Origin of the sequence: Haloferax namakaokahaiae, assembly GCF_042663225.1 — an archaeon.
GTDB classification, from domain to species: domain Archaea; phylum Halobacteriota; class Halobacteria; order Halobacteriales; family Haloferacaceae; genus Haloferax; species Haloferax namakaokahaiae.
Map to the genome: position 1 here is coordinate 860,082 of NZ_JBHTAA010000001.1, position 26,043 is coordinate 886,124.

The 26,043-nt window shown below is 64.1% G+C and carries 27 protein-coding genes; 19 read left to right on the plus strand and 8 right to left on the minus strand.

Annotated elements, in window-relative coordinates:
- Positions 1-32 precede the first annotated feature (32 nt).
- Positions 33-1,727 (plus strand): aldehyde ferredoxin oxidoreductase family protein, encoded by a 1,695-nt coding sequence (locus tag ACFQJC_RS04595; RefSeq protein ID WP_390222073.1) that lies wholly within the window; start codon positions 33-35, stop codon positions 1,725-1,727.
- Between the two features lie 496 nt (positions 1,728-2,223).
- Positions 2,224-2,880: a hypothetical protein gene (locus ACFQJC_RS04600; RefSeq protein WP_390222074.1), complete on the plus strand. Its 657-nt coding sequence runs from the start codon at positions 2,224-2,226 to the stop codon at positions 2,878-2,880.
- 27 nt (positions 2,881-2,907) lie between these two features.
- On the opposite strand, the gene ACFQJC_RS04605 is transcribed toward ACFQJC_RS04600, so the two are convergent.
- The 5 genes from ACFQJC_RS04605 to nasA all read right to left on the minus strand — a co-directional run bounded on the left by ACFQJC_RS04605 (position 2,908) and on the right by nasA (position 10,305).
- The gene (locus tag ACFQJC_RS04605) at positions 2,908-4,041 is read right to left on the minus strand and encodes a thiolase family protein (RefSeq protein WP_390222075.1); all 1,134 of its coding nucleotides are present in this window, start codon (positions 4,039-4,041) and stop codon (positions 2,908-2,910) included.
- A gap of 194 nt (positions 4,042-4,235) precedes the next feature.
- Positions 4,236-5,999 (minus strand): nitrite/sulfite reductase, encoded by a 1,764-nt coding sequence (locus ACFQJC_RS04610; RefSeq protein ID WP_390222076.1) that lies wholly within the window; start codon positions 5,997-5,999, stop codon positions 4,236-4,238.
- Positions 6,000-6,262: 263 nt separating this feature from the next.
- Positions 6,263-6,895, minus strand: a complete 633-nt coding sequence (locus ACFQJC_RS04615) for a molybdenum cofactor guanylyltransferase (protein ID WP_390222077.1) — start codon at positions 6,893-6,895, stop codon at positions 6,263-6,265.
- Between the two features lie 3 nt (positions 6,896-6,898).
- Entirely contained in the window at positions 6,899-8,200 is a 1,302-nt protein-coding gene (locus ACFQJC_RS04620; protein WP_390222336.1) for an MFS transporter, read from the minus strand.
- A 14-nt stretch (positions 8,201-8,214) separates the two neighbouring features.
- Positions 8,215-10,305, minus strand: a complete 2,091-nt coding sequence (gene nasA, locus ACFQJC_RS04625; protein WP_390222078.1) for an assimilatory nitrate reductase NasA — start codon at positions 10,303-10,305, stop codon at positions 8,215-8,217.
- A 352-nt stretch (positions 10,306-10,657) separates the two neighbouring features.
- On the opposite strand from nasA, the gene ACFQJC_RS04630 reads away from it, so the two are divergent.
- The 3 genes from ACFQJC_RS04630 to ACFQJC_RS04640 are packed head-to-tail and all read left to right on the plus strand — an operon-like array spanning position 10,658 to position 13,135.
- On the plus strand, positions 10,658-12,076 hold the full coding sequence (locus ACFQJC_RS04630; protein WP_390222079.1) for an ATP-binding protein: 1,419 nt from the start codon (positions 10,658-10,660) through the stop codon (positions 12,074-12,076).
- Positions 12,077-12,128: 52 nt separating this feature from the next.
- Positions 12,129-12,953, plus strand: a complete 825-nt coding sequence (locus ACFQJC_RS04635; protein WP_390222080.1) for an MBL fold metallo-hydrolase — start codon at positions 12,129-12,131, stop codon at positions 12,951-12,953.
- Entirely contained in the window at positions 12,950-13,135 is a 186-nt protein-coding gene (locus ACFQJC_RS04640) for a hypothetical protein (RefSeq protein ID WP_390222081.1), read from the plus strand. Before ACFQJC_RS04635 ends, ACFQJC_RS04640 begins: the two co-directional genes overlap by 4 nt.
- On the opposite strand, the gene ACFQJC_RS04645 is transcribed toward ACFQJC_RS04640, so the two are convergent.
- The gene (locus tag ACFQJC_RS04645; RefSeq protein ID WP_390222082.1) at positions 13,136-14,119 is read right to left on the minus strand and encodes a DUF5787 family protein; all 984 of its coding nucleotides are present in this window, start codon (positions 14,117-14,119) and stop codon (positions 13,136-13,138) included.
- A 108-nt stretch (positions 14,120-14,227) separates the two neighbouring features.
- On the opposite strand from ACFQJC_RS04645, the gene ACFQJC_RS04650 reads away from it, so the two are divergent.
- The 10 genes from ACFQJC_RS04650 (at position 14,228) to ACFQJC_RS04695 (ending at position 21,243) form a co-directional block, all read left to right on the plus strand.
- Positions 14,228-15,037 (plus strand): DUF6517 family protein, encoded by an 810-nt coding sequence (locus tag ACFQJC_RS04650; RefSeq protein WP_390222083.1) that lies wholly within the window; start codon positions 14,228-14,230, stop codon positions 15,035-15,037.
- 129 nt (positions 15,038-15,166) lie between these two features.
- The gene (locus ACFQJC_RS04655) at positions 15,167-16,399 is read left to right on the plus strand and encodes a translation initiation factor IF-2 subunit gamma (protein ID WP_390222084.1); all 1,233 of its coding nucleotides are present in this window, start codon (positions 15,167-15,169) and stop codon (positions 16,397-16,399) included.
- Between the two features lie 22 nt (positions 16,400-16,421).
- Positions 16,422-16,790 (plus strand): DUF188 domain-containing protein, encoded by a 369-nt coding sequence (locus tag ACFQJC_RS04660; RefSeq protein ID WP_390222085.1) that lies wholly within the window; start codon positions 16,422-16,424, stop codon positions 16,788-16,790.
- 7 nt (positions 16,791-16,797) lie between these two features.
- A complete protein-coding gene (locus tag ACFQJC_RS04665) occupies positions 16,798-17,370 on the plus strand; it encodes a DNA-directed RNA polymerase (RefSeq protein ID WP_390222086.1) in 573 nt (190 codons plus the stop codon).
- Positions 17,370-17,567 (plus strand): transcription elongation factor subunit Spt4, encoded by a 198-nt coding sequence (gene spt4 / locus ACFQJC_RS04670; protein ID WP_390222087.1) that lies wholly within the window; start codon positions 17,370-17,372, stop codon positions 17,565-17,567. The genes ACFQJC_RS04665 and spt4 overlap by 1 nt, the downstream gene beginning before the upstream one ends.
- A gap of 1 nt (position 17,568) precedes the next feature.
- Positions 17,569-18,108 carry a GTP-dependent dephospho-CoA kinase family protein gene (locus tag ACFQJC_RS04675; protein WP_390222088.1) on the plus strand — a complete coding sequence of 180 codons (540 nt, stop codon included), beginning with the start codon at positions 17,569-17,571 and terminating at the stop codon, positions 18,106-18,108.
- 60 nt (positions 18,109-18,168) lie between these two features.
- A complete protein-coding gene (locus ACFQJC_RS04680) occupies positions 18,169-18,486 on the plus strand; it encodes a 30S ribosomal protein S24e (protein WP_390222089.1) in 318 nt (105 codons plus the stop codon).
- Positions 18,487-18,522: 36 nt separating this feature from the next.
- Positions 18,523-20,175: a bifunctional N(6)-L-threonylcarbamoyladenine synthase/serine/threonine protein kinase gene (locus ACFQJC_RS04685; protein ID WP_390222090.1), complete on the plus strand. Its 1,653-nt coding sequence runs from the start codon at positions 18,523-18,525 to the stop codon at positions 20,173-20,175.
- A 102-nt stretch (positions 20,176-20,277) separates the two neighbouring features.
- Positions 20,278-20,556 (plus strand): DUF5808 domain-containing protein, encoded by a 279-nt coding sequence (locus ACFQJC_RS04690; protein WP_390222091.1) that lies wholly within the window; start codon positions 20,278-20,280, stop codon positions 20,554-20,556.
- Positions 20,557-20,607: 51 nt separating this feature from the next.
- Positions 20,608-21,243, plus strand: coding sequence for a non-canonical purine NTP pyrophosphatase (locus ACFQJC_RS04695; RefSeq protein ID WP_390222092.1), 636 nt, complete (start codon positions 20,608-20,610; stop codon positions 21,241-21,243).
- 87 nt (positions 21,244-21,330) lie between these two features.
- On the opposite strand, the gene ACFQJC_RS04700 is transcribed toward ACFQJC_RS04695, so the two are convergent.
- On the minus strand, positions 21,331-22,125 hold the full coding sequence (locus ACFQJC_RS04700; RefSeq protein WP_390222093.1) for an alpha/beta fold hydrolase: 795 nt from the start codon (positions 22,123-22,125) through the stop codon (positions 21,331-21,333).
- A gap of 110 nt (positions 22,126-22,235) precedes the next feature.
- Here ACFQJC_RS04700 and ACFQJC_RS04705 point away from each other — a divergent pair, with 110 nt between their 5' ends.
- Positions 22,236-22,625 carry an ACT domain-containing protein gene (locus ACFQJC_RS04705; RefSeq protein WP_390222094.1) on the plus strand — a complete coding sequence of 130 codons (390 nt, stop codon included), beginning with the start codon at positions 22,236-22,238 and terminating at the stop codon, positions 22,623-22,625.
- A gap of 40 nt (positions 22,626-22,665) precedes the next feature.
- Here ACFQJC_RS04705 and ACFQJC_RS04710 read toward each other — a convergent pair whose 3' ends face one another.
- Complete coding sequence (locus ACFQJC_RS04710; RefSeq protein WP_390222095.1) at positions 22,666-23,142, minus strand: PIN domain-containing protein; 477 nt, start codon at positions 23,140-23,142, stop codon at positions 22,666-22,668.
- Between the two features lie 245 nt (positions 23,143-23,387).
- On the opposite strand from ACFQJC_RS04710, the gene ACFQJC_RS04715 reads away from it, so the two are divergent.
- From ACFQJC_RS04715 to ACFQJC_RS04725, 3 genes are read left to right on the plus strand one after another with little or no spacing between them, the layout of a single operon-like run.
- A complete protein-coding gene (locus tag ACFQJC_RS04715) occupies positions 23,388-24,404 on the plus strand; it encodes an ABC transporter substrate-binding protein (protein WP_390222096.1) in 1,017 nt (338 codons plus the stop codon).
- 24 nt (positions 24,405-24,428) lie between these two features.
- On the plus strand, positions 24,429-25,121 hold the full coding sequence (locus tag ACFQJC_RS04720; RefSeq protein WP_390222097.1) for an ABC transporter permease: 693 nt from the start codon (positions 24,429-24,431) through the stop codon (positions 25,119-25,121).
- Positions 25,118-25,900, plus strand: coding sequence for an ABC transporter ATP-binding protein (locus ACFQJC_RS04725; RefSeq protein ID WP_390222098.1), 783 nt, complete (start codon positions 25,118-25,120; stop codon positions 25,898-25,900). The genes ACFQJC_RS04720 and ACFQJC_RS04725 overlap by 4 nt, the downstream gene beginning before the upstream one ends.
- Positions 25,901-26,043 lie beyond the last annotated feature (143 nt).

Consider the following 26,043-nt stretch of genomic DNA (forward strand, 5'->3'; position numbering starts at 1 on the left):
ATCATTATTCGGTCGGTTCCCGAAGGACACCTATGCGCCACGCAGCGGGTCCCTTGTGTTCGGTCGATCTCTCGACACAGACTGCCGGGGAAGACGACATCGACGACGTACTCGAATCGTTCATCGGCGGCCGCGGCGTCGGGACGAAACTCGTCCACGACCGCGTCCCGTTCGATGCGGACCCTCTCGGACCGGATAACCGACTCGTACTCGCCGCCGGTCCGATGCAACAATCGCGGATGAGCTTCACGGGGCGAGCGAGTCTCACCGGCGTCTCGCCGCTCACCGACGGACTCGTCTCCTCGAACGCCGGCGGCTTTCTCTCGCGGCACCTCGTCGGCACGGGCTACGGGGCTATCGAGTTCACCGGCGCGGCCGACGAACTGCTCGCAGTCCACGTCCGACCCGACGGCGTGGAGTTCGAACCCGTTCCAAACCTCGAAAAAGCAGAAGTCCCGGAGGTCACCGACTACGCCGACGAACGGTGGGGTCTGGACCCCGAGCAACTCATCTGCATCGGGCCAGCGGGCGAGAACGAAGTGCGGTTTGCCAGCGTGATGACGACCGAGTCGCGGGCGTTCGGCCGCGGCGGTCTCGGCGCGGTGATGGGCGCGAAGAACCTCAAAGTCGTCACCTTCGAGGGCGACGCCGCTCCCGACGTGGAAATCGAGTTCCCCGCCGACGCGATGGACGTACACCGCGAGGCGGCCACCTCGGACCACGTGATGAAGCGCCAAGGAACCACTGCTGGAACCGACTACGCCAACGCCGTCGAGGCGTTCCCGACGCGCTACTTCTCCGAACGCGAGTTCGAGGGCGTCGAAGGCATCAACGGCGACGCGGTAGAGTCGAAGAAGTACAAGAAAGGCACCTGCTCGCAGTGCGCGTTCGCCTGTAAACTGCCCACCAAAGACGAGGAACGCGGCGTCGAAACCGAAGGACCGGAGTTCGAGACGGTGATGGCTTTCGGGTCGAACTGCGCCGTAGACGACATCGTGGACGTGATGAAGTCCAACGAGTTGTGCGACCGCTACGGCGTCGATACCATCTCCTGCGGCGACACCATCGCGGCCTACCTCATGGCCAACGACGAGTTCGGCAACGTCGAACTGATTCACGAACTCGTGGAGAAAATCGCCTTCCGCGAGGGCGTCGGCGACCTCCTTGCAGAAGGAACCCACCGCGCCCACGGAGAGTTGGGCGTCCACGACTGGACGGTCAAGGGCATGGAGTTCCCGGCCCACGACGGTCGCCACCTCCACGGCCAAGGCCTGAGCTTCGCCACCTCGAACCGCGGAGCGGACCACATGTACTCGTCGTTCTACGCCGTCGAGTACCCCTACGTGGACAAGTCGAAAGCGATGGACGCGAACGGACTCGGCGGAAAACCCGAGCGCTTGGTCGAAAAAGAGAACCACAACGCCGTCCTCGACAGCGGCGTCGTCTGCAAGTTCTCTCGGGACTTCATCGACGAGGAGACGCTCGCCTCCTTGCTCGATACGGACTACGACCACCTCCAGCAGATTGGCAACGATATCGTCACGCTCGAACGCCACTTCAACAACCAGCGCGGGTTCGACCGGGGGGACGACACGCTCCCGTACGACATTCCGGGATTCCCGAGCGCGCTCTCGGAGTACTACGGACTCCGCGGCTGGAGCGAAGACGGTGTCGTTCCGGCATCGGCAGTCGGCGGCGGCGAAGAGACGACACCCGCGGACGACTGACTGTCCAGAACACTGTTCGATGGCGTTTCGCTTCCGTTGACGGAAGGTGCCGGATTGCGGCCGCTGAAGTATCCTCGAAACTCTCGCTCCGAGAACTCGAAGACACAGCGGTGTGAGCTAGCACCCGACGCACGAATGGTGGCTATGTTTCAGCTCTCGTGAGTGCGGCGGGCGGTCTCGTCGAGCGCGTTCGAGAGAGCGACTACCCGATATATTGGGCAACGAGTTGAACCCTCTCGTGGCCATTGCATCGATGCCGGAGTGCCTCTGACAAGACCCCGGCCCTCGCCTGACCGGCGTTGCCCGACCCGGTCGAGGCGTTTCGTGAATCTCCCGTGCCGTTCACCGAGGAAACCGGAAGGAAGTGACCCGATTTTGCCCTCCTCGTTCGACCCTCCTCGATGGGTGAATGGCACTCTACGTCGCGCTAGTCTCTGAGACAGAGTTTTCTCCAACCAGACAGAAGAGCTATCGTCGAATATTTCAAACTAGAATCATGAATCGCCGCAACGTTCTCCTTGCGGGCGGTGCCACGCTGTCGTTCCTCTTCTTGAGTGGGTGCGTTTCCGATGTCCCGAAGGAAGCAGCGCAGGCCGTCGGGGACGGCGACCCACGCACGAAAACGGTCCCCGAGGAAAACGCGATGGGCCCCACGCGCGGCGAGAGCGACGCGGCAGTAACGGTACGAGAAGTCGAAGACCGAGAGTACGTCGAATATCTCCCCGAGCACGATGTCGTCCGTCACGTCGCCGAGTGGCGACACACCGACTACGAGACGCTTGCCCCCGGAGAGAATCCCGATGCCGGTGAGTACGAAACGATTCCATTTGGACACTGGGCCACCCGACGATGCGCGTTCGCGGCCGCCGGTGCCGCCGCCGAACACGTCCGGGCCGAGTTAGGTGTCACAGAGAAAGGCGCGGTGACTGGTGGAGTGTCGAGTAGCATCGCCGACGAACAGATAGCTGCCGTCGTCGAGACGGTCGAGACCTACGACCGTGACGGAGACCTCCTCTACGAAACGGATGTCGAGTTCGAGACACTCGTCGAAGCCACGCCCCGGACGGTGACTGCGACGTACGTCCTCGACGGCCGAGAGAGAACGGTAGACGTTCCGATATACGCGCGGCACACGGTGTTGCAACAGTCCTAAAAAGAAATGCGGGGCCGAAACGGGTGCTTACCGACTGAACTCGATTGCTGCTCCTTGTCCGAAGCCGACACAGAGCGAAGCGAGTCCGCGCTCGGAGTCGCGCTTTATCATCTCGTGGATGAGCGTCACGGGGAGGCGTGCGCCAGAGGCACCCAGCGGGTGCCCGAGGGCGATTGCGCCGCCGTTGACGTTCAGGCTGTCCGCGTCGATGCCGAGTTCGCGGCGGGAGTACTCGCACTGGCTGGCGAACGCCTCGTTGATTTCGAAGAGGTCGTAGTCCGAGATGTCGCGGCCGGCACGTTCGAGCAGGCCTTCAGTTGCGGGGATGGGACCGATACCCATCACGGTGGGGTCCACGCCCGCGACGTGGTTCGTGCCGACGGAGGCGAGCACGTCGAGACCGTGTTCCTCGGCGAATTCGCGGCTGGTGACGAGCACGGCGGCCGCGCCGTCGGTGATTTGCGAGGAGTTGCCGGCCGTGACAGAGCCGTCGCCGGTGAACGCGGGCGAGAGACCCGCGAGCGCTTCGACGGAGGTGTCGCGGCGAATCCCTTCGTCCTCGGTGACGACTCCTTCGTCGGTCTGGATGGGAACGATTTCGTCGTCGAAGCGGCCCGAGTCGGTCGCCTCGGCGGCGCGCTGGTGGCTTCGGACGGCGAACTCGTCCTGGGCCTCGCGCGAAACGTCGTGCTCGGCGGCGACCTTCTCGGCGGTCATCCCCATCTGGAGTTGGAAGAGGTTGTACTGCTCGCTCAGTTCGGAGTGGAGGTGCTGGTAGGAGTCGCCGTCCATCGGGACGCGCGACATGCTCTCGACGCCGCCCGCGATGATACAGTCGCGGTTGCCCGCGGCGATTGCGTCGGAGGCGGAGATAATCGACTGCATGGAGGAGGCACACCAGCGGTTGATGGTCGTCGCCGGCGTTCCCTCGCCGAGTTGGGAGAGGAGGGCGATGACGCGCGCGACGTTGTTGTCCTGTTCGGTGCGCTGCTGAGCGACGCCCCACATCAGGTCCTCTACGTCGTCGGCGTCGATGTCGTGCTCGTCGAGGATGTGGTCGATGAGGGCGACAGAGAGGTCCTCGCTTCGAACGTCGGCGAAGACGCCACCCGCCTTTCCGAACGGCGTTCGATACGCGGCCGCGATGACTGGTTCAGGCATGCTACAGCATCAGTCTTCGAACACCATAAATAGTTTAGAACTCGCAAACCTTCGAAACGAGTTTTTTGTTTATTAGCTCGTGAGTTCGTCCTCGCCCGTCGCAGTCGTCGGGTCGTCGCCGAGGCTCAAGAATAGCTCGGGGGCGACGTCTGCCGAGGTGTGCTCGCGGACGTGCTGGGATGACTCCGTCATCGTCAGTCACCCGTGAGCGGTTGTTCTGCGTTTGCTGGCGGTTCTTCCGACTCTGCAAACGGGTACCACGACTGTTTGGCGTCGTGCATGTACGGCGCTTCGAAGTCCGTCTCCGCAGGTTCGCAGTACTCTCCTACGGATTCCGGTCCCTCGGCTTCGACCCACTCGCGGAAGGTCTGTCCGTCCTCCCGGCGCTCGGCGAACGCCTCGACGAGCGAGGCGATTGCGGCGGGGACTTCGTCGGCGGGGACGCGCTGTTGAATCCACTCGACGAACGACGGTTCTTCGCCAATCCCACCACCGACGCCGATGTCCATCGCCTCGACCATCTCACCGTCTTTGCGTGCGCGCATGCCGAACAGCCCGATATCGGCGGTGTTGGCCTGTCCGCAGTCGGCCGTACACCCCGAGTAATGAATCTTCAACTGGTGAACGTCGGCTGGCACATCGACGTTGTCGCGCAACCAGCGAAGCATTCGCGCGGTCCGGGCTTTCGTCTCGGTGAGCGCGAGCGAGCAGAACTCGGTTCCGGTACAGGCGACGGCACCGCGCTGGAACGGATTCGGCTCCGGCGTGTGTTTCGACAGCAACGGCGCGTCGAGCAACTCGTCGAGCGCGTCTTCGGGAACGTCCATGATGAGCGGGTTCTGTCGCCGGGTGAGCCGAATCTCTCCGGAGCCGTACTCGTCGGCGAGGTCCGCCAGTTCTATCGCATCGCACGCGGTCAACCGGCCGACTGCGACGCTCAAGCCGACGTAGTAGCGACCGTCGTTCTGTTCGTGGACGCCGATGTGGTCGGATTTTCCCGCCGACGGGGAACGGCCGGCGTTGTACGTGTACTCCTCGCGGATGTTCTCACCGGCAGGTTGCAGGTCGAAATCGACGTACTCCGCTTGGAGTCGGTCGCGGATTTTGTCCGTTCCCCACTCATCGACGAAGAACCGACTCCGAGCGCGGGCGCGAACGTCGCGGTTTCCGTGGTCGTAGTAGAGTTGGACGAAGCCCTTCACGACCTCGTAGGCGCGCTCTTCGTCGGCGACGAAGATGTCGAGGTCGCGGGCGACGCGCGGTTTTCGGGAACCGAGGCCCCCGCCGACGCGAACGTTGAACCCGACCACTTCCTCGCCGTCGATAACTTTGCGAGCGGGTTCGAGTCCCACGTCGTTTATCGAATCCTGTGCACAGCCTTCTTTGCACCCGGTGACGCTGATGTTGAACTTCCGTGGCATGTTCGACAGGGCGTCGTCGCCGCGGAGTTCCGACTGGAACCTGTCGAGGAGCGGTTTCGAAGCGACGAGTTCGTGAGAGTCTTTGCCGGCGACCGGACACCCGGTGATGTTCCGCATCGTATCGCCGCCCGCAGAGCGGGAGGAGACGCCGACCGCTTCGAGTTTCTCCCACACTTCGGGGATGTCTTCGAGTTCGAGCCAGTGGAGCTGAATCGACTGCCGGGTGGTCAAATCGAGCCAGCCGTTTCCGAACTCGGGGTTCTCTACCGGGCCGGTCGCGTAGTCGCGTGCGACCTCCGCAATCGCGCGGAGTTGGTCGGGTTCGAGCACGCCGTTCGAGTTCGTCAGTCGCATCATGAAGTACGACTCTTGGCCGGTCCGTTGCTGGAAGACGCCCCAGAATTTGAATCGAGTGAACCACTCGTCGCGTTCGTCCTCCGGAATCGACTCGAATCCCTCTTCGGCGAAGGCTTCGAGCTTCTCGCGGACGGCGTCGCCGTAGAGTTCCTCCTTCCACTGTTCTTTCTTACTTGCCACAGCGAATCACCAGCAGACGTGCGTCCACTCTCTCGTGAGCAGTCGTTTCGAGCTTGGTCATGGTACGGGGTAACACATCATTGCCTGATACATAACGTTAGCCGTTGAAAATATGAAAATAATCAACCCATTTTGCGAATTCGTACAGGTTATAACCAAATATTCCGAATATAAGGTTGTATTTTGTCCACATTTAGCCGGCATTTGTGAGATACCCACACCAACCCTCACGAAAGAACATGTGGAATTGGCCGTCAGTCGGCTCAGAGGCGAGCGGCCACCGCGCGCAACTCGTCGCGGGTGTTCACGTTGTGAAATGCGCGGACGCCGGCGTGTGCGCACACTTCGCGCTCGGCGAGCGTCGCAGCCTCCAGCGTTGACAACACGTCTGTAAGCCGGTTGCTCCCGGCACGAATCGTCTCGGTACACGCGACGATACCTGCGCGGCGGTGAACGACAGACGGGAACGGGCACCGAACGCCGTCGTGACACGGGACGAGTCCCGGCCTGCCGCCGACTCGGCCGAAGAGGTGGTCGAGAAAGACAGACGGAACGAGTGGCATATCGCACGGCAGTACGGCGACGTACTCGGCAGTCGTCCCCAGTAAGGCGGTTCTGAGTCCGAACACTGGCCCGCACCCGGGGCAGTCGTCTTCGGCGAATCGGACTTCGAACGCCGAGAGGGCCTCGGCAAAAGACGCGCGTTGGTCTGCTCGGCAGTTGACGACGAGTTCGTCCACGACTGGGTCGAGCGCCGAAGCGACCCGGTGAATCATCGGTTCGCCGTCGATGAGCGCCGTCGCCTTGTCGGTCCCTTCGAACCGTCTGGAGCGTCCGCCGGCCAGGATGACCCCGGCGCGGCCCGAATCGAGCGTTCGTCGGCTCGCGTCCTCCATTACTCAGTCGTCACTTTCACTGAAGCCGAAACTCCGGCCGTCGAAGAAGCCGTCGAGGTGTGCGCGGCGGGCGATTTTCGGGCGGGCGACGAACGCGTTGAGCAGGACGATTGGAATCATGATGGCGGCGACGATGGCGTAGCCGGTGTGAATCATCCCCTCCGTCGCGGCGAACGAGAAGACGAGCGGGAAGCCGATACCGCCGAAGGTGCCGATGCCGCCGACGATGCCTGCCGCCGCACCCGAGCGGTTCGGGAACATCGCCGGCACCTGCGCGAATATCGCACCCTCGGTGAACGCGCACGCCGTGCCGACGAGGAAGCCGGCGGCGACGGTGAGCAAGACGCTCCCCGTCTGCCCGGCGAGGGTCAGGCCGACCATCGCCGTGACGATGAACACCATACAGAGGAGCGTCCACTGTTCGCGGTAGCGTCCCGTGAAGACCGGCAAGATGTCGCGTTGATTCCGCACGAGACGGTCAGAGATGTAGCCGCCGATGGGACGGAGCAGGCCCGCAGCGAGCGAGAACGTCGCCGCGAACGTGCTGGCGATGACGAGGTTCGACCCGAATCCTTCGCGGAAGTACGTGGGCAACCACCCGTTCATCGAGATTTCGAGACCGAAGCTCATGACGTAGCCGAGCGCGAGGGCGACGACGCCGTACCGAGTGGCGGTGTGCAGCCACGTCGAGAGCGTCGCCGACTCGCGGTTCGATTCGGCGCGTTCTTCGGTGACGGCGTCCTGCCCGATGAGGACGTAGACGACGGCCATCACGAGCGCGACGACGCCGGTGTAGAAGAACGCCGCGCGCCATCCGGTCGAGAAGAGCGGTCCGCTCCACTCACCACCGAACACGCGCGGGAGGATGAGCGCCCCGCCAGCGGCACCGGCGTTGCCGATGCCGGCGTAGATGCCCTCTGCGGTCCCGAGTTCCTCTTCGGGGAACCACTGGGCGACATGCTGGATGCCGACGACGAACGTGATGCCCGCCGAGGCGACGACGAGGCGCTCGATGAAGAACACCTCGTAGGAGGTGGCGAAGGCACTCGCCATGCTGAACACGCCGACGTAGGCGAGGACGATACCGAACACCGTCGAGGCCCCGAAGCGGTCAGAGAGCCACCCGGTCAGGATGCGACCCGGCGGGGCGGTCCAGATGGCCGCACTGGCGAGGATGCCGAGGTCGGTGAGCGAGAGTCCGAACTCGTCGGCGATTGGTCCCGTGAAGGGGGCGAACGAGAACCAGATGAGAAACGAGAGGTTGAACGCCGCGGTTGCGAGGACGAGCGTACGGAACCGCGTCATCTTGATGAGCCCCATCAGTCGTTCACCTCGGCGGCGACGCGGGCAGTGGTCTGTGGGCGTTCAGGCCGGACGAGGCGGACTGCACACTGTTTGAAGTTCGGTTCGTTCGACTGCGGGTCCACCGCAGGGATGGTCAGGTAGTTCGTCATGGGATGGTGTATCGATAACCAGATGAGTCCCGGTGGGACGGCGTCGTCCGCGTCGAGCGTCACGGGAACGGACGCCCGGCGAGAGACGACGGTGGTACGGCGGTCACTCTCGGTGTCGGAGTCGATGACCGCGTGGCTGTACGAGTCGATGGTTTCGGGGTTGACGCGAGCGACCGGCGTCTCGGGCGTGTCGGGCCGCGAGCGAACGCCGGTGTTGTAGCCGTCCGACTCTCGCCCGGTCGTGAGCGTGAGCGGGTAGTCGTCGGCGGCGGGTTCCGGGAGGTCCGACCCGCGGAGGGTGCTGAACCGCGCCTTCCCCGACGGTGTCGGGAACGACCACTCGCCTTCGGCGTCGTAGTAGCGATAGCCAGCCTCGCTTTTCGGGTCGGGAGCGGGCCAGCGGACCGCTCGCTCGCCATCGAGACGAGTGTGCGAGATGCCGGAACAGTCGGCCTTCGTGCCCTCGGTGAGGGCCGCGAACTCGGCGAATACCTCTGCCGGGTCCACCGGCGGTTTCGGTAACAGTCCCGGCGAGACCCGCGCGGCGATGTCGGCGATGATGTCGATGTCCTGCCGGACGCCGGACGGCGTCTCCGTGGCGGCGCGAACCCGCGAGACGGTCCGCTCCATGTTCATCGTCGTGCCCTCGGATTCGCCCCACGTCGCGGCGGGGAGGACGACGTCGGCGAGTTCCGCCGTCTCAGAGCGGAACGCGTCCTGCACCACGAGGAACGAGTCCTCCAGTGCCGATTCCGCGGCCGTCGCGTCCGGGAACCCAGCGAGCGGGTTCGTCGCAACCGTCCAGACGACCGCGGGCGAGGATTCGAGGATGCCGACGGGTCCCGGACCGCTGTCGGCCGGGAGTTTCGAGACGGGGACGCCCCACGCGTCGGCGACGACCTGACGGTGGTCGGGATGTTCGAACGGTCGATGACCGGGCCACGACCCCTTCGACGAGCAGACGCGCGTCCCCATCGAGTTCGCCTGTCCCGTCAGCGAGAACGGACCCGTTCCCGGACCGAGGTTGCCCGAGGCGAGACAGAGGTTGATGAGCGCACCGGCGGTCGCGGTGCCGCGGACGCTCTGATTGACGCCCATCCCCCAGTAGACGAGCGTCTTCGATTCGAGCAACGTAGCGAGTTCCGCCACGGTTTCGACCGAGACGCCAGCGTTCGAGGCGGCCTGTTCGACCGAGGGAAGTTCGGCGACGACGTCGTCGAAGCCAGTCGTGTGCTCGCGGACGAACGAGCGGTCGATTCGGTCGGTGTCACAGAGGTATCGGAGTATCGCACGCGCCAGCGCGAGGTCACCGCCGGGGGCGAGCGACACGTGGGTGTCGGCCAAGCCCGCCGTCTTCGTCTCGACGGGGTCCACGACGACGAGTCGGCCGTCGGCCGCAGACTGGCGAATCCAGCGGAACATGACGGGATGGGCAACCGCGGGGTTCGCCCCCCAGACGATGTGCGTCTCGGCCTCGGGGATGTCGTCGTAGGTCGGCGGCGGCGCGTCGCTTCCGAACGCCTGATAGTAGGCTTTCACCGCGCTCGCCATGCAGAGCGTCGTGTTGGCGTCGTAGTGTCGGGTGCCGACGCCGCCGCGGGCGAGTTTACCGAGGGCGTACGCGGCCTCGTTCGTCTGTTGGCCGCTCCCTAAGATGGCGACTTCGTCGGGGTCCGTGTCCATGGCCGACCGGATAGCCGTCGCAACTTCGGAGAGTGCCGCCGACCACGACGTTTGGATGAGTTCGCCGTCCTCGCGGACGAGCGGTCGGGTGAGCCAGTCGCCGTCCGGGTTCGCGGACTCACGGATACCGCGGCCACACGCCAACCCTTGGTTGACTGGGTGCGCCGGGTCGCCGCGAACGGTTTCGAGACCGTACGAATTCGTCGAGCCGAGGTGAACGTGACCACACCCCACAGCACAGCGCATACAGGTCGTTGGGACTTGTTTGGCCACCGTGGCTACCTCCAGAATCGTACCGGCATCGAACCACGTTTGTGCACCGTTTCACCGAATTCTGTGTACATCATTTTGCTATCTTGCCCAATACTGGCGGAATGAGAGCACAAAATGCTAATCGTTTAATAAATAAAATTAAGCGAGATAATTTGGCCGATTCAACCAGTATAAAAACGCATTAAAAGAATATAGTCACGTAATTCCACAGTTTTGGAAAATATTTTTTCATTATTTCTATGCAATTATCTCTGGGCGGTGTCTCGCCGCTCTCCTCGTCCGGTCGGTGTGCGCGTCAGGCGAGAGACGCGCTCCGACGCTCTTATGCGTCTTGCCCGGCAATTCTGCCGGGATGAGTGAACGGGCGCTCGAAGTTATCGAGTTTCTGCTGACGGCCCACCTATATAGCAAGGACCGGACGCTAGACGAAAACGACCTTCCACCGCGGTATCGCCGCGTATTTTGGGCGACGCCGGACGACGAGGAAGAAGCAACCACAGGGGGAATCGAACGACCGCTCGTCGTGACCGATTCCATCGCGCGCAAGGCGACGGGTGTCGAACACCCGTGGGACGCCATCTCCGACCTCATGTTCACCCAACGCGAGGACTTCTCGGGGCGACTGTCGCTGACGCAACCCGAGATGGCCATCGAGTGGTTCGTCAAGCGCGCCGACCGCGACCAACTGGTGACGAACCCGACGATTGCCAAAACCGTCGAGGACCGCGACGACGTGGACGTGACCCACGCCGAAGCGCGCGACCAGACGCGACCGATTCACGCCGACCGCGTGTGGATAGACAGCCTGCTGGACGAGTACTTCGACGACGAGGACGACGCCGAGATGCTCGACCTCGTGCACGTCCGCGCACCCGAGGAAATCGAGATGACCCTCGACGACCTCGTGTTGACGACGGACCAAGAAGGCGAGATTCACAAGCTCATGAAGGCCATCGAGCACCGCGAGTACCTCGCCCAAATCGGTCTCCGCGAAATCGGGAAGATTCTCTTCGTCGGTCCGCCGGGAACCGGGAAGACCACCGTCTCGCGTGCGCTCGCGCACGAACTCGGCCTTCCCTTCGTCGAGGTCAAACTCTCGATGATCACGAGTCAGTACCTCGGTGAGACGGCCAAGAACGTCGAGAAGACGTTCGAGGTCGCAAAGCGACTCTCGCCGTGTATCCTCTTTATCGACGAGTTCGACTCCGTGGCGAAGACGCGCCGGTCGGACGAACACGCCGCGCTCAAGCGCGCCGTCAACACGCTTCTCAAGAGCATCGACGACATCTCGCTGATTCGAGACGAGGTCATCCTCATCGGGGCGACGAACCACCCCGACCAACTCGACTCGGCCGCGTGGCGTCGTTTCGACGAAATCGTCAACTTCCCCAAACCCGACCGCGGCATGCGCTCGGACATCCTGCAGGTCATCACCAACCGGATGGACATCGCGGAGTTCGACCCCGGTGCCATCGCCGACGTGACCGAGGGTCTCACCGGGTCCGACCTCCGACTCGTCCTCCGCGAAGCAGTCCTCGAAGCGCTCACCGAAGAGCGCATGGAACTGACTCAAGAGGACCTCTTGGAGGCCGTCGCGGACTTCGAAGAGCGCGACAACCTCAAGAATCTGGACATGATGTCCGACTCGTCGGAGTTGGTCGCAGGGGCGGGCGACGGTGACGGGCACGACCACGACCACGACCACGACGACCACAGCCACGCCGACGAACACGAAGGCGCGAAGCAGAAAGACGCCGGCGCGGCGCAGTAATCCTACCCCAGTCGGCCACGTTTAAGCCCCGGCACTTCCCACTTCCAATCCAATGCGCGTGACCCTCCTCGGCACCGGGGATACGACCGGAACACCGACCGTCGGGTGCGACTGCGACACCTGTCTCGAAGCACGAGAGCGGGGCATCGAGCGCAGTCGCTTTTCGGTCCACGTCGAGAACGAGCGAACCGGCGAGTCGTTGCTCGTGGATTTCAGCCCCGACTTCCGACACCAGTTTCTCACGCAGGACGTGCCGATTCCCGACGCGGCCATCGTCTCGCACATCCACTTCGACCACATCGACGGTCTCGGCAACGTCTATCGCCTGCTCGACCACCTCGACGTGCACGCCGCGGACGAAACCGACCCCGCCACGGGAGAGAGCGTCGCCGACACGGTTCGCTCGAAGTTCGACTACCTCGACCGAATCGACGTGCACGACCAGACGCCGTTCGAGACGTTCCGCACCTGTGGACTGGACGTGACGCTCGTCCCCGTCGTCCACCCGCCGCTGCTCTGTTACGGACTCGCCATCGAGGACCCCGAGACGGGCGCGAAACTCTCGATTTCGGGCGATTCGACCTACGCGATTTCCGAGGAGTCGCGGGCGGTGCTCGCCGACCCCGACCTCCTCCTCGCCGAGGCAATCGTCCCGGCGTCGGTCTGCGAGTACCACCCCATCGGCGGCGACGACTACGACGAGGACGGAGTGCCGCGGACGTTCGGCACGAAGCACATGACCCGCGAGGGGGCGATTGCCCTCGGCGAGGATTTAGCGGCCGACATCACGCGTCTCGTTCACGTCGCCCACTACTACCCCGCCGAAGAGGCGTTCGAAGAGCCGCTGGCGGTCGATGGCGAGGTGTACGAACTATGAACGAGGATGTCGTCTCCGCACTCCGCTATTCTCTCCCCATGGCGCTCGTCGCCGGCACCGTCTGGTACCTCGTCTCGTCGCTGACGCGCGAACCCGACTTCGTCGATGGCGCGGTGTTCATGGTCGTCTTCGGCGTCGTCGTCACGCTCGGGTGGTTCTATTCGAGCGACCGGAAGAACTGATTACAAGAAGCGGTCCAGCCCCGACTGCCGCTTGGTGACGCCACTGGGGTCCGAGACCCATCGCGTCCGCGACTCGCGGAGTTCGTCGCGGTCGAGTTCCGGGGGGTCTGCCGGGTCGAACGCGGCACACGACGGGGCGCACTCCGCACCGGGGTCGATGACGCGCCCAAAGTGGTCGCACACGGGGCGGCCGACCGAATCAACCTCAGCGTGGGCGCACGCGGGAAGGTCGTACTGACGCCAGCCTTTGCCGTAGGCCCGCTCGGCGAGTCGAACTCTGGCGCTTCGTTTTTCGGCGGGCGAGACGAGCGCGACGTCGGTGTGGAGCGAGTGGTACTCGACGGGTTCGACGCCGGTTTCGTCGGTCGGTAGTCGAGTCGCCTCGCGGACGACTTCTTTCTCGCCCGTATCGGGGTCGAATCGCCAGACGCCGACTTCCTCGGGGATGCGGTTGAGGTGGGCACCCGTCACGTAGCTCTCGGTGGCGAGGACGACTTGGTCGAAGAGCGCGAGACTCACGTCGAGACGGAGTTGCCGGAGCAAGTCGCCGGGCGTGCCGAGGTCGGGTTTGTTCTCGATACCGACGAGTTTCGAGAACCAGTCGTGGGGGTAGCGCGCGGCGCGGCGGACGTACTCGCGTCCGCGACGGAACTCCGATTCGAAGAAGCCGACTTCGACGGCGCGGTCCGTCGCGCGCCGGGCCTGTGCGGGGTGGCAGTCGAACGCGTCGCGCCAGAAGACGGACTTGCCGGCACCGACCGAACTCGCCACCGCGCGTGCGGGGATATCCCGTTCGGTGATGGCGGTTCGCGCGTCGAACCCGGGGCCGGGGGCCACCGCGCACACGTCGATGATTCGGCTGCCGGGCGCGGCGACGGCGGCACCGAGTTGCCGGGCGGGAAGCCAGTCGGTCGTCTCTTCGAGGTGCGCACACAGCGCCAACTCGAAGGCGAACTCCGACGGCGACGACACCGGCGTAGACACACCGGAGATGCGAAGTGCGGGAACAAAAGCCTCGCTCTCGAAACCCGTCCAATCGGCTGATTGTCACGATGGTTAAACTATTTCAGTGATGCCGAATCAGGTCGCACAATGCCGGGCAGAGATGGACCATCCGACCGTGTCGGACGACGAACCTACTTAGGACTGGCCGCGAGCGCAGGGATAGCTGGACTGGCCGGGTGCAGTTCGGGGGGAACTGCGAGCGCCGCGCGTGGCCCGCCGACGGTTCCCGAAGACCAACTCGCCGAGGGAGGCTGGGAGAAGATAGACGAACAGACGATGGACCCGCTGTTCGAACAATCGTTCGGTCCCGTCGAGGTGACCGCGGCGATGCGGACGTACGTCTACGAGGACGTCGAACTGAAAGAGGAGTTGAAAGCGAAGACGCTCGGGCAGGCAGAAGGGCAGTTCTCGATGTTCTTCGCCTCGCGCGTGAGTCTCGACCCAAGTATGGGCAACATCCCGGACGCCGTCAGCGACCCGGTCATCGACCAGACCGAGGGGCAGGCGCGCGAGCAGTTCGAAGCCCAACTCGAAGACGCCGGACTCGTCGATATCCAACAGACATCGACCGGGACGATCGAGGTCGAGACGGGTGAAACCGCGCGGCTCACCGAGTACAGTGCGGGCTTCCCGTTCCCGGGCATCGAGTTCCCGGTGAACGACGAGCGCACGCTCTCGTTCGAGGGCGAGACGATCGGCGTCACCGGCCTGCTGGCCGTCTGGGAGCACCGAGGCTCGATTCTCATCGCAGGGGGTGCACACCCCGGTGAGAACCTCGATATGGAACTCTCGAAAGCGCCGACCGACGCGATAGAGGTCACCGTCGATATCGACCTCGGCCTCACTCCCGAGGCGTACCTCGAAGAGCTTCGTTCGCTCATCACCGCCGTGGAGTAACCGGTCGGACAACCACCGTGCGGTGGTCACTTCCGGCCCTCGCTCGGAGCGACGAGCGAACGCTTCGAGAACAGCACCTTTATCAAGCGCTCGGGGCGAATTTCACGCAAGATTACTCTCAGGAGGTCAATGGTGACTCAAAACCCACAACAACCGGAGGTGAACATCGGACTCGTCGGTCACGTCGATCACGGAAAGACGACGCTCGTCCAAGCGTTGTCCGGCTCGTGGACTGACCAGCACTCCGAGGAGATGAAACGCGGCATCTCCATTCGCCTCGGCTACGCAGACGCGACGTTCCGGAAGGTTCCGGGCGAAGACGCCCCTGCGTGTTATACCGTCGAAGAACAGACCGAAGATGGAACCGAGACAGACGTGCTTCGCACCGTCTCGTTCGTTGACGCCCCGGGTCACGAGACCCTGATGGCGACGATGCTGTCGGGTGCCGCCCTCATGGACGGCGCGATTCTTCTCGTCAGCGCCACCGAGGAAGTGCCACAGGCCCAGACCGCAGAACACCTGATGGCACTCGATATCATCGGCATCGAGAACATCGTCATCGCTCAGAACAAGGTCGATCTCGTTGACCGCGAGCAGGCGATGCGCAACTACGAGCAAATCAAGGAGTTCACGAAGGGAACGGTCGCAGAAGACGCGCCCATCGTCCCCATCAGTGCACAACAGGAAGTCAACCTCGACGTGCTCATCGACGCCATCGAGGAAGAGATTCCGACGCCCGACCGCGACGAGAGCGAAGACAGTCGCATGTTCGTCGCACGCAGCTTCGACATCAACCGTCCCGGGACGAAGTGGGACGGGCTGATGGGCGGCGTCGTCGGCGGCAGCGTCGTCGCCGGAAAGCTCGACGAAGGCGACGAAATCGAGCTTCGCCCCGGCCGCGAAGTCGAGGAAGAAGGCCAGACCGAGTGGCGGCCGATCACGACCGACATCCGCTCGCTCCAAGCCGGCGGCAACATGGTCGATGAGGTCCGCCCCGGCGGTCTCTGCGGTGTCGGGACGGGTCTCGACCCGAGCCTGACGAAAGGCGACGCGCTCGCCGGCCAGGTCGCTGGCAAGCCCGGCACCCTCCCGCCGACCCGCGAGGAGTTCACGATGGACGTGGACCTGCTCGAACGCGTCGTCGGTGACGAGGACGAGTCCGTCGAAGAGATTTCGACCGGTGAGCCGCTCATGCTCACCGTCGGAACGGCGACGACGGTCGGTGCGGTCACGAGCGCGCGCAGCGGCGAAGCCGAAGTGAAACTCAAGCGCCCGGTCTGTGCGGCCGAAGGTGCGAAGATAGCCATCAACCGTCGCGTCGGTGCTCGCTGGCGTCTCATCGGTATCGGGACGCTCAAGTGACGTGAGCACCACCGTCGTTGTCATGGACACGAACGCACTCATGATGCCGGTCGAACTCGACGTTCGCGTGTTCGACGAACTCGACCGGCTCTTCGCGGCAGACGTGGACCTCGTCGTCCCCACGGCCGTCCTCGACGAGCTATCGAAGCTCTCAGAGGGCGCGGGGAAAGAGGCCGTCGCCGCGAGCGTGGGTGCGGACCTGGCAACGCGGTGTCGCGCGGTCGAAACGAACGAATCATACGCGGACGACGCGATCGTCGAACTCGCCGAAACGGGCGAGTACGATTACGTCGTGACGAACGACAAGCCCCTCCGTGACAGGGTGCTCGACTGCGGACTTCCCGTGGTCGGCGTCCGGGGGCACGCCACACTGGCGGTCACGGAACCATAAGCAAACAATGTACAAACGGGTACGACTCAAGGATACGGTCGAAGTTCCCCCGCGCCATCTGGGCGATGTGACGCCCGAGCGGGTCAAGCGACTGTTACAGGACAAACTGGAAGGACGGATGGACGAGGACGTTGGGAGCGTCGTGAGCGTCGTGGAGGTCCGCGACATCGGCGAGGGCACCGTACTGCCCAACCGCCCCGGCGTCTACTACGAAGCCGAGTTCGACGCCATCTCCTACGACCCCGAGATGCAGGAAGTCGTCGATGGCATCGTGGTCGAAGTCGTCGAGTTCGGTGCCTTCGTCGGCATCGGTCCGGTGGACGGACTCCTCCACGTCTCGCAAATCTCCGACGAATACCTCGCCTACGACGGCGAGAACCAGCAACTCGCTTCGACGGAATCGAACCAGACGCTCGCCGTGGACGACGAGGTGCGCGCACGCATCGTCACCAAGAGCATCGACGAGCGCAACCCGCGCGACTCCAAGATTGGGCTCACGGCCAAACAGCCCGGTCTGGGCAAGCACGGGTGGCTCAAGGAAAAGCGCCAGCAGAACGAGGCCTCAGCGGAGGGTAACTGATGGCGAGAAAGCGCCTCGCGTGCCGTGAGTGCCACTTCGTCAACGACCCCGACTCGCAGACCTGCGACAACTGTGGTTCGACCAGCCTCACCGAGGACTGGGCGGGCTACGTCGTCATCACCCACCCCGAGCGAAGCGAAATCGCCCAGGAGATGAACGTCTCCGAACCCGGTGGCTACGCCCTCAAGGTCCGCTGAGATGCTCACCCTGCCGACGGCGCTTCGTGGCGCGTTCAAAGAGCCGTTTGGTCCCGTCTACACCGACCCAGAGGAACTCCTCTCGGACGCGTCGAGCGAAGCGACCGGCGCGCCGCTGGTCGCCGTCGGCGACGTCGTGACCTACCATCTCCGTCGCGCGGGCAGACCGCCTTCGGTCGCCGTTATCGACGGGAAGACCAAGCGCGAAGCCGTCGGCGACGAGATTCGAGACGCTATCGAGACCGGCCACGTGGTCGAAGTCGCAAACGAACCGGGCACGATTTCGCGCGACCTCGTGGCCGCGCTCGTGGATGCACTCGCGCGCGACGGGCCGACGACGCTCCTCGTCGCGGGCGAAGAAGACCTCGCAACACTTCCTGCGGCGCTCGCCGCACCCCTCGGTTCGACCGTCGTCTACGGCCAACCGGACGAGGGAATGGTCCGAATCGAGGTCACAGACGCCGTCAAAACCCGGATGCGCGACTTACTCGACCAGTTCGAGGGTGACGGTGCCGACGTGTTAGCACCTCTCGAAGCGTAACCGTCCTTCCCCTTCGAAATCCTTTTACTTGCTTCGCGGGCAATTACAGGTAACTGAACCATGGATATCGAAATCATCTCCGAAGAGGAGAACCCCATGTTGCACCGAACGGACGTTCGGTTCGAGATCGTTCACGAGGACGCGACCCCCTCTCGTCTGTCGGTTCGTGACTCCCTCGCGGCGAAACTGAACAAGGACTCCGACGAAGTCGTCGTCCACGAACTCAACACGAAGTTCGGCATGCGCAAGACCGCAGGCTACGCGAAGGTCTACGCGAGTCCCGAGTTCGCCCGCGACGTCGAACAGGAGCACATGCTCGAACGGAACAAGATCACTGCCGAAGACGCCGAAGCCGACGCCGAAGCCGAAGAGGCATAACTCGGCACTAATTCGCCGTTTTCGACCAGTTCTCGAATGCGTATTCTAGGAATCGAAGGAACAGCGTGGGCCGCGAGCGCAGCGGTTTTCGAGACGGACGACCCCGACGCTCTCCGCTCCGGAACCGACCGCGCGCCCGACCCTGCTTCCGACCACGTCTTCATCGAATCGAACCCCTACCAACCCGACAGCGGCGGCATCCACCCGCGCGAGGCGGCCGAGCACATGTCGAACGCCATCCCCGAGGTGGTCGAAACCGCGCTCGCACACGCCGCCGAGCGACACGACGGCGACGGTCCCATCGTCGATGGTGTCGCCTTCTCGCAGGGACCGGGTCTCGGCCCGTGTCTCCGTATCGTCGGCACCGCGGCGCGGTCTGTCGCCCAGACGCTCGACGTGCCGCTCTTGGGCACGAACCACATGGTCGCCCACCTCGAAATCGGGCGCTACCAGTCAGGCTTCGAATCGCCCGTCTGTCTGAACGCCTCGGGCGCGAACGCGCACCTCCTCGGCTACCACAACGGGCGCTACCGCGTCCTCGGCGAGACGATGGACACCGGCGTCGGCAACTCCATCGACAAGTTCACGCGCCACGTCGGGTGGACTCACCCCGGCGGCCCGAAGGTCGAGCAGGCCGCCAAAGACGGCTCGTACATCGACATGCCGTACGTCGTCAAGGGGATGGACTTCTCCTTCTCGGGCATCATGAGCGCCGCGAAGGACGAGGCGGACGACGGAACGCCCGTCGAAGACATCTGTGTCGGCCTGCAAGAGACCATCTTCGGCATGCTCACCGAAGTCGCCGAGCGCGCCCTCTCACTGACGGGGACGGACGAACTCGTCCTTGGGGGAGGTGTCGGCCAGAACGCCCGCCTCCGCGAGATGCTCGCCGAGATGTGCGAGCAACGCGGCGCGAAGTTCCACGCGCCCGAACCGCGCTTCCTCCGCGACAACGCGGGGATGATTGCGGTCCTCGGCGCGCGGATGCTCGCCGCGGGCGACACCCTGCCCGTCTCGGAGTCGCAGGTGAACCCGAACTTCCGACCCGACCAAGTCGAGGTCACGTGGCGCGGCGCACGCGAATCGGTCGCCCGCGCGCACACCGACGACGGCGCGATTCGCGGCGCAGAGGCGACGGTCGATATCGGCCCCGAATCGGTCGTCAAGCGGCGCGTTCCCAAGACCTACCGCCACGCCGAACTCGACGAGCGACTCCGCCGTGAGCGAACCAAGGCCGAAGCGCGACTGACGAGCGACGCCCGCCGCGCGGGTGTTCGAACGCCAGTCGTCCGCGACATCGACCCCGTCGAGGGCGTGATTACCTTCGAGGCGGTCGGCGACTGCGACTTGGCCGAGTGCTTGGATAGTGAGTCGGTGCGCGTCGTCGGCGAGTACCTCGCGCGACTCCACCGGGCAGGAATCGTCCACGGCGACCCGACGACGCGGAACGTCCGCGTCGAGTTGGATGGCGAAAAGCGCGTCTCGCTCATCGACTTCGGACTCGGTTACCACACCCAACACGTCGAGGACCACGCGATGGACCTCCACGTCTTCGCCCAGAGCATCGAGGGAACGGCCGACGACGCCGAACCGCTCTTGGACGCGTTCGAATCGGGCTACGAGGAGTATGGCTCCCAAGAAGTGCTGGACCGCCTGCGAGAAGTCGAGTCTCGTGGACGATATCGGTAGTTTCGACACACATACCAGTCGCTTCACTCCGGTCGTTCGATTCAGTCTGGAACTGGACAGCAGGCCAAAATGATTTATCGTCAGCAGGCGTATCTGTCTCGTATGGTAGATAAACCGCAAAGCGGTACGCTCTTCGGCATCCCCTACAACTTCGAGCGCCCGAGTGCTGGCCGAATGCTCTCTTCGTACTGGCAACCCGGCAAGGGCATGCTCGTCGAGAAACCGTTCGGTATCGGCTACACGCTCAACCTCGCAAGCTGGCGCTCGTGGATTGTTCTCCTCGTCGCGGGCGGACTCCTCTGGAACGAGCGCCAGAAGAGCAAGGCGAACGCAGACGAAGCGGAAGCCGACGACGGACCCGTCGAAGTCATCGTCGATTAAGCACGCACAGACACCGACGACTTTTCACACCCCGCCCGCAGAGTGGCGGATATGCTCCGATACGTCACCACCAACGAGGGCAAGGTCCGCGAGGCGCTCTCGTACCTCGACGACGACGTGACGCAACTCGACTTCGATTACACCGAACTGCAGGCACCCGAACTCGGCCCCATCGCGGCCCACGGTGCCCGCGAAGCCTTCCGCTACGCGGACGAGCCGGTGCTCGTGGACGACGCCGGGCTGTTCATCGAGGGGTTCGAGGGCTTCCCCGGTCCGTACTCGGCCTACGTCGAAGACACCCTCGGCGTGGAAACGGTCTATCGACTCGCCGCCGCCGAACTCGACGAACCCCGACGCGCCTCGTTCCGATGCATCCTCGCCTACTGCGACGGCGAACCCTTCGAAGCCAGCCCGGACCCGGTGGACCGCGACGACCGAACCCTCGCGGCGGCCCGCGGTGCGGAACAGGACGACGAAGAGACGCAAGCACTGCCGGTGAAACTCTTCGAGGGCGTCGTCAACGGTCGAATCGTGCCGCCGCGTGGTGACGACGGCTTCGGCTACGACCCGATTTTCGAACACGACGGGCTGACGTTCGCGGAGATGACGCCCGAAGAGAAGAACGGTATCTCGCATCGCGGGCGGGCGTTGGCGAAGTTTGGTGAGTGGTACGCCGAACGTCAGTGAGGTGTACGTTGAAAATCTCTGATTTTCAGAAGTTCAGCGAGCGTCAGCGAGGTGAAAGAGAGCGAGAAAAAATATCGCCCACCGCTCTCAGACGCTCACTTCCTCGTCGAACGTGAGCACCGCGTCGATGACGAGTTCTGGGGCGGTGTTCATCGCGGCGTGGGCTTGCCCCTCTAAGAGCACAACCCGACTGTTTTCGAGTACATCGCCGAGCGCGTCAGCCGCCGCTGCGTGGAGTGGGGCAGTCTCAGTGCCGACCAACAACAGCGTCGGCGTCTGCAACTCGGCGAACCGGGCGGGGTCGAACTCGTACTCCGTCCGTGCTCGCTCCTCGCGGATGACGGTGTGGGCCGCCTCGACGCGAGCGGGCCAGTTCGGGGCCGACCGAAGCGCGTCGAGTTCGAACGGCGGTAGCTCGGCGATATCGCGCAAGAACCGGACGAGCGCCTCCTTGTTCTCACCGCGCTCGTGGAGCACGGTGATTTCGGCGAGGGTCTCCTCGCTGTCCGGTTCGAACCCCGCGACGGGTATCGGCGGTTCGTACAGGACGAGCGCGCGAAGCGTGGGGAGTCGCCGGGCGGCCTCCAGCGCGCACATCGCCCCGTAGGAGTGGCCGAGGAGCGTCACGGGGTCGGCAATCGACTCCACGACCGCGACGACGTCTTCGACCTCTCGTTCCATCTCGTACGCCGGGGTATCACCGCTCGCACCACGGCCGCGCCGGTCGAGCGCGTAGACCGTGAATCGCTCCTCGAAGGCGGGGAGAACGGGGTCCCACCGCGTGTGGTCCGCGGTGCTTCCGTGGACGAGGACGAGCGGCGGCCCCGCCCCTGTTCGCTCGAACGCAATCGGTGTGCCATCCGTCGATTCGACTGTCTCCATCGTTACTCAATCGTCCTAGTAGGCGGCCGAAGTATGTCACAATGTTGCACGCCCATCGCCTGTCGCACGCCAACTTCGGGAGTTTTCACCGCCCGCGATGAGGATAGCGCATGAACCCACGGGACTTCTTCGAGGACGGCACGGTGACCGTCTCTGCGGCGACGTACACCGTCTACAAGACGACGCAACCGGACCCGGCCGCGTTCGCGTCGATACAGGACGACGAGGAGATAACGGTCGTCGCAGAGGGCGGCACGGTAGACGAATCGACCGTCCTCGAAGCCGAACCCGGGTGGAAGCGACTCACCTTCGAGATGGTACTGCCGTTCGAACTCGTCGGCTTCTTGGCCGTCGTCGCCGCCGAACTCGCCGACGAAGGGGTCTCGATTTTCGCGCTCTCCGCGTATTCGACCGACCACGTGCTGGTGAAAGAAGGAGACGTTGCGGCCGCGACGAAGAGACTCGAAGCGCTCGGGTGCCGAATCCAGAACGAGGGGTGAGAGAAATCTGGGAAGTAGGGAAGCCGAAAGATGACCGACGCTACGTCCGCGGGTCGCGGTCGGGACCCAGATACTCGCCGGATTCGACCTCCAGATACAGACTCTCGGGGGCGAAGAGCGTCGCAAAGGCCTGCGGGTGTCGGATGCTAACCGGGAATCGACCGCCGAGTGCGGCCCCGGCGCGGGCGGACTGCAGGCGCTCGTCGAACGTCAAGACGTGCATCGCGCCGCCCCGGTAGGCCGACGCGAGCGCCGGGTGGTCGTGTTCCGGGTGCGAGACGAGTTCCACCCACGTCTCGATTTTCTCGCGCCAGTCGGCCGCGAGTTCGGCGTCGGCGAAGTCGGCGACGAGCGCCTCCGCATCGTCGAGGAGGGTCTCACTGGCGACGAGGGCCGTCCACGAGTGTTCGCGGAGGTGGTCCAGCGCGTCACGAGCAGGCCCGCCGACGAGCACGTCCGCGGCGAGCACGTCCGCGTCCGCGACGACGCGCGCCGGGGAGGGTTCTGTCTCACTCATCGTCCGCTCTGCGCGCACGAAGCGCCGCAGAAATCGCTTCTTCGGTCGTCTCGTACGCCGTGGCGCGTTCGAACAGCGACTCCCACGTCATGGCGAGACCGACGCGAGCGGGAGAGATGAATCTGTGGAAGTACGAGCGACGAAACCGAATGTTGTCCCGATTCAGTTACTAATTCTAAAAATGAAACCAATCGAAGTTGCATCAATTGAGAAACAGTTAATGGCCGTTCGGCGTACCACAACACATGACGATTCAACGACGGCGCTTCCTTCAAGCGGCGGGCGTCGGTGCGATTCTCGGACTGAGCGGTTGTACCGGAACGACGGGTGCGCCGCAGGCCGGCGGCAGCCAGGATTCGACCAACGACGAACAGACGAGCGGCGGGTCACGGGAGTTGACACTGGCGACGACGACGAGTACGTACGACACGGGACTCCTCGACGCGCTCAACCCCGAGTTCGAATCGCAGTTCGGCGCGACGGTGAAGACGATTCCGCAGGGGACCGGCGCGGCCATCGAAACCGCCCGCAACGGCGACGCCGACGTGATTCTCGTCCACGCACGCGGCGCTGAAGACGAGTTCGTAGAGGAGGGCTACGGCGTCAACCGCCGCGACGTGATGTTCAACGACTTCGTCGTCGTCGGTCCCGCGGACGACCCCGCCGGGATCGAGGGGATGGAGAGTGCGACCGATGCGTTCGCAACGATTGCCGAGGCGCAATCGACGTTCGTCTCCCGCGGCGACGACTCGGGGACGAACAAGAAGGAGTTGCTCATCTGGGAGGCCGCGGGCGTCGAACCCTCAGGCCAGTGGTATCAGGAGATTGGCAAAGGCATGGGCGATACGCTCGTGCAGGCCGACCAAACCGGCGCGTACACGCTCGCCGACCGCGGGACGTACCTCGCCACGCAGTCGAACATCGACCTCGAAATCCTCGTCCAAGGGCCGCTCGAGGGCGGGCCTACGATTCTGAAGAACCCCTACGGCGTGATTGCGGTCAATCCCGCCGTCTATCCCGGCGTGAACTACTCACTGGCGATGGCGTACATCGGCTTTCTCACCGGGCCGCAGGGCCAGACCATCATCGACGAGTACACCGCCAACGGGTCGCAGTTGTTCTTCCCGAACGCGCTCTCGGAGTCGCCGAACTTCGGGCAGTACGTCCCCGAGAACTACAACGAGAGCGGGTCGAACTCGAATTCGGTCGCCGACGCCCAGTTCGAGCAGTGGGTGGCAGACCGCGTGCCCGAGGACTTTTAGTCCGGCCGGTTCGCATCTCCGTCCGTGTTTGGCCTCGGCGACCTGAATCTCACCTACCTCGTGAGCATCACGCTCGTCTCACTGTACGTGAGCACCCTCGCCGTCGTCGTGAGTTCGGTCATCGGCCTTCCAATCGCGCTCGTGGTGAGCTTTCGTGAGTTCCGCGGGAAGTCCGCGGTCACCTCGCTTTTCTCGACGGGGATGGGCTTTCCGAGCGTCGTCGTCGGTCTCGTCGTCCTCCTCGCGCTCTCTCGGTCGGGGCCGCTCGGGACGTTCGAACTTCTGTTCACGCCGGAGGCCATGATCATCTCGCAGACGATTCTCGCGCTTCCGGTGCTCGTGAGCGTCTCGCTCTCGGCGGTGCAGTCGGTCCCGCAGGACCTCCGCGACGCCGCGTTCGCCACGGGCGGCACCTCGACGGACGTCGCCCTGCTCGTGATTCGTGAGGCCCGCTACGGCATCGTGACGGCGCTCTTGGCCGCCTACGGCCGCGCAATCAGCGAGGTCGGGTCGGTGCTCATCGTCGGCGGCAACATCGTCCTGACGGGCGACCGGTCGTTCACGCGGACGCTCACGACGGCGATTACCGTCGAAGCGCGGAAAGGAAACATCGAGACGGGTATCGCACTCGGCGCAATCTTACTCGCGCTCGTGCTGTTCGTCAACGCACTCGGCGCGCGATTCCGCGACCGAACCCCATCGGGTGATCGGAGATGACGGACGGACCACCGGCGCTCTCGGCGCGACACGTCTCACACGGATTCGGCAACGGTGCCATTCTCGAAGACGTGTCGCTGTCGGTCGAACCGGGTGAAATCCTGGCCGTCGTCGGTCCCTCGGGGACCGGAAAGACGACGCTCTTTCGACTCCTGGCGCTGTTCGAACGGCCAGACAGTGGCACAATCGAACTCGCCGGGGACGACGTGTGGTCGATGCCGGACGACCGACGACTCGCCGTCCGCCGGAAAATCGGGATGGGGTTCCAGAATCGGAGTCTGTTTTCGACCACCGTCGCCGACAACGTCGCGTACGGCCTTCACGTCCGCGAGACGTGGCAGACGCGACTTCGCGGTGCCGTCTCGAAACTCGTCGGCGACGGAGAACTGCCAGCGCCGGTCAGCGAGGCGCTCGAAACCGTCGGGATGGCGGACAAGGCGTTCCGCGACGCGCGCTCGCTCTCGGCGGGTGAAGCCCAGCGCGTGGCAATCGCGCGAGCGCTCGCCCCCGAACCCGACATCCTCCTTCTCGACGAACCGACCTCGAATCTCGACCCGCGCAACACCGCGGTCATCGAGGCGACGATGCGCGCGGCACGAGACCGAGGTATCGCCGTCGCGCTGGCGACACACGACATGCAACAGGCCCAGCGCGTCTCCGACCGGACGGCGGTGCTCTTAGAGGGGACGTGCATCGAATCTGGTCGCACGGAGCGGGTGTTCGAATCGCCCGCCGACGAGCGGGTCAGACAGTTCGTCAACGGCGAACTCGTCTACTGACCAGTTCGGTTCACTGGCAGTCTGTTTCGAAGGAAGTACAAGAGTGTTCGTTGGTGAACAGACCCACCTCAATCGGCCCGTGACGTGTTGCAGATAGCAGACAATCGTCTGACACAGATTTATGATTCAGTATGTGCATCCGT

What these genes read in the sequence shown, in the direction of transcription:
- ACFQJC_RS04665 (WP_390222086.1), top strand. Translation starts at nt 16,798, where the DNA reads ATGTACAAACGGGTACGACTCAAGGATACGGTCGAAGTTCCCCCGCGC.
- spt4 (WP_390222087.1), top strand. Translation starts at nt 17,370, where the DNA reads ATGGCGAGAAAGCGCCTCGCGTGCCGTGAGTGCCACTTCGTCAACGAC.
- ACFQJC_RS04620 (WP_390222336.1), bottom strand. Translation starts at nt 8,200, where the DNA reads ATGACGCGGTTCCGTACGCTCGTCCTCGCAACCGCGGCGTTCAACCTC.
- ACFQJC_RS04715 (WP_390222096.1), top strand. Translation starts at nt 23,388, where the DNA reads ATGACGATTCAACGACGGCGCTTCCTTCAAGCGGCGGGCGTCGGTGCG.
- ACFQJC_RS04595 (WP_390222073.1), top strand. Translation starts at nt 33, where the DNA reads ATGCGCCACGCAGCGGGTCCCTTGTGTTCGGTCGATCTCTCGACACAG.
- ACFQJC_RS04630 (WP_390222079.1), top strand. Translation starts at nt 10,658, where the DNA reads ATGAGTGAACGGGCGCTCGAAGTTATCGAGTTTCTGCTGACGGCCCAC.
- ACFQJC_RS04680 (WP_390222089.1), top strand. Translation starts at nt 18,169, where the DNA reads ATGGATATCGAAATCATCTCCGAAGAGGAGAACCCCATGTTGCACCGA.
- ACFQJC_RS04705 (WP_390222094.1), top strand. Translation starts at nt 22,236, where the DNA reads ATGAACCCACGGGACTTCTTCGAGGACGGCACGGTGACCGTCTCTGCG.
- ACFQJC_RS04725 (WP_390222098.1), top strand. Translation starts at nt 25,118, where the DNA reads ATGACGGACGGACCACCGGCGCTCTCGGCGCGACACGTCTCACACGGA.
- ACFQJC_RS04675 (WP_390222088.1), top strand. Translation starts at nt 17,569, where the DNA reads ATGCTCACCCTGCCGACGGCGCTTCGTGGCGCGTTCAAAGAGCCGTTT.
- ACFQJC_RS04710 (WP_390222095.1), bottom strand. Translation starts at nt 23,142, where the DNA reads ATGAGTGAGACAGAACCCTCCCCGGCGCGCGTCGTCGCGGACGCGGAC.
- ACFQJC_RS04640 (WP_390222081.1), top strand. Translation starts at nt 12,950, where the DNA reads ATGAACGAGGATGTCGTCTCCGCACTCCGCTATTCTCTCCCCATGGCG.
- ACFQJC_RS04650 (WP_390222083.1), top strand. Translation starts at nt 14,228, where the DNA reads ATGCCGGGCAGAGATGGACCATCCGACCGTGTCGGACGACGAACCTAC.
- ACFQJC_RS04655 (WP_390222084.1), top strand. Translation starts at nt 15,167, where the DNA reads ATGGTGACTCAAAACCCACAACAACCGGAGGTGAACATCGGACTCGTC.
- ACFQJC_RS04600 (WP_390222074.1), top strand. Translation starts at nt 2,224, where the DNA reads ATGAATCGCCGCAACGTTCTCCTTGCGGGCGGTGCCACGCTGTCGTTC.
- ACFQJC_RS04690 (WP_390222091.1), top strand. Translation starts at nt 20,278, where the DNA reads ATGGTAGATAAACCGCAAAGCGGTACGCTCTTCGGCATCCCCTACAAC.
- ACFQJC_RS04695 (WP_390222092.1), top strand. Translation starts at nt 20,608, where the DNA reads ATGCTCCGATACGTCACCACCAACGAGGGCAAGGTCCGCGAGGCGCTC.
- ACFQJC_RS04635 (WP_390222080.1), top strand. Translation starts at nt 12,129, where the DNA reads ATGCGCGTGACCCTCCTCGGCACCGGGGATACGACCGGAACACCGACC.
- ACFQJC_RS04615 (WP_390222077.1), bottom strand. Translation starts at nt 6,895, where the DNA reads ATGGAGGACGCGAGCCGACGAACGCTCGATTCGGGCCGCGCCGGGGTC.
- ACFQJC_RS04605 (WP_390222075.1), bottom strand. Translation starts at nt 4,041, where the DNA reads ATGCCTGAACCAGTCATCGCGGCCGCGTATCGAACGCCGTTCGGAAAG.
- ACFQJC_RS04700 (WP_390222093.1), bottom strand. Translation starts at nt 22,125, where the DNA reads ATGGAGACAGTCGAATCGACGGATGGCACACCGATTGCGTTCGAGCGA.
- ACFQJC_RS04660 (WP_390222085.1), top strand. Translation starts at nt 16,422, where the DNA reads ATGGACACGAACGCACTCATGATGCCGGTCGAACTCGACGTTCGCGTG.
- ACFQJC_RS04685 (WP_390222090.1), top strand. Translation starts at nt 18,523, where the DNA reads ATGCGTATTCTAGGAATCGAAGGAACAGCGTGGGCCGCGAGCGCAGCG.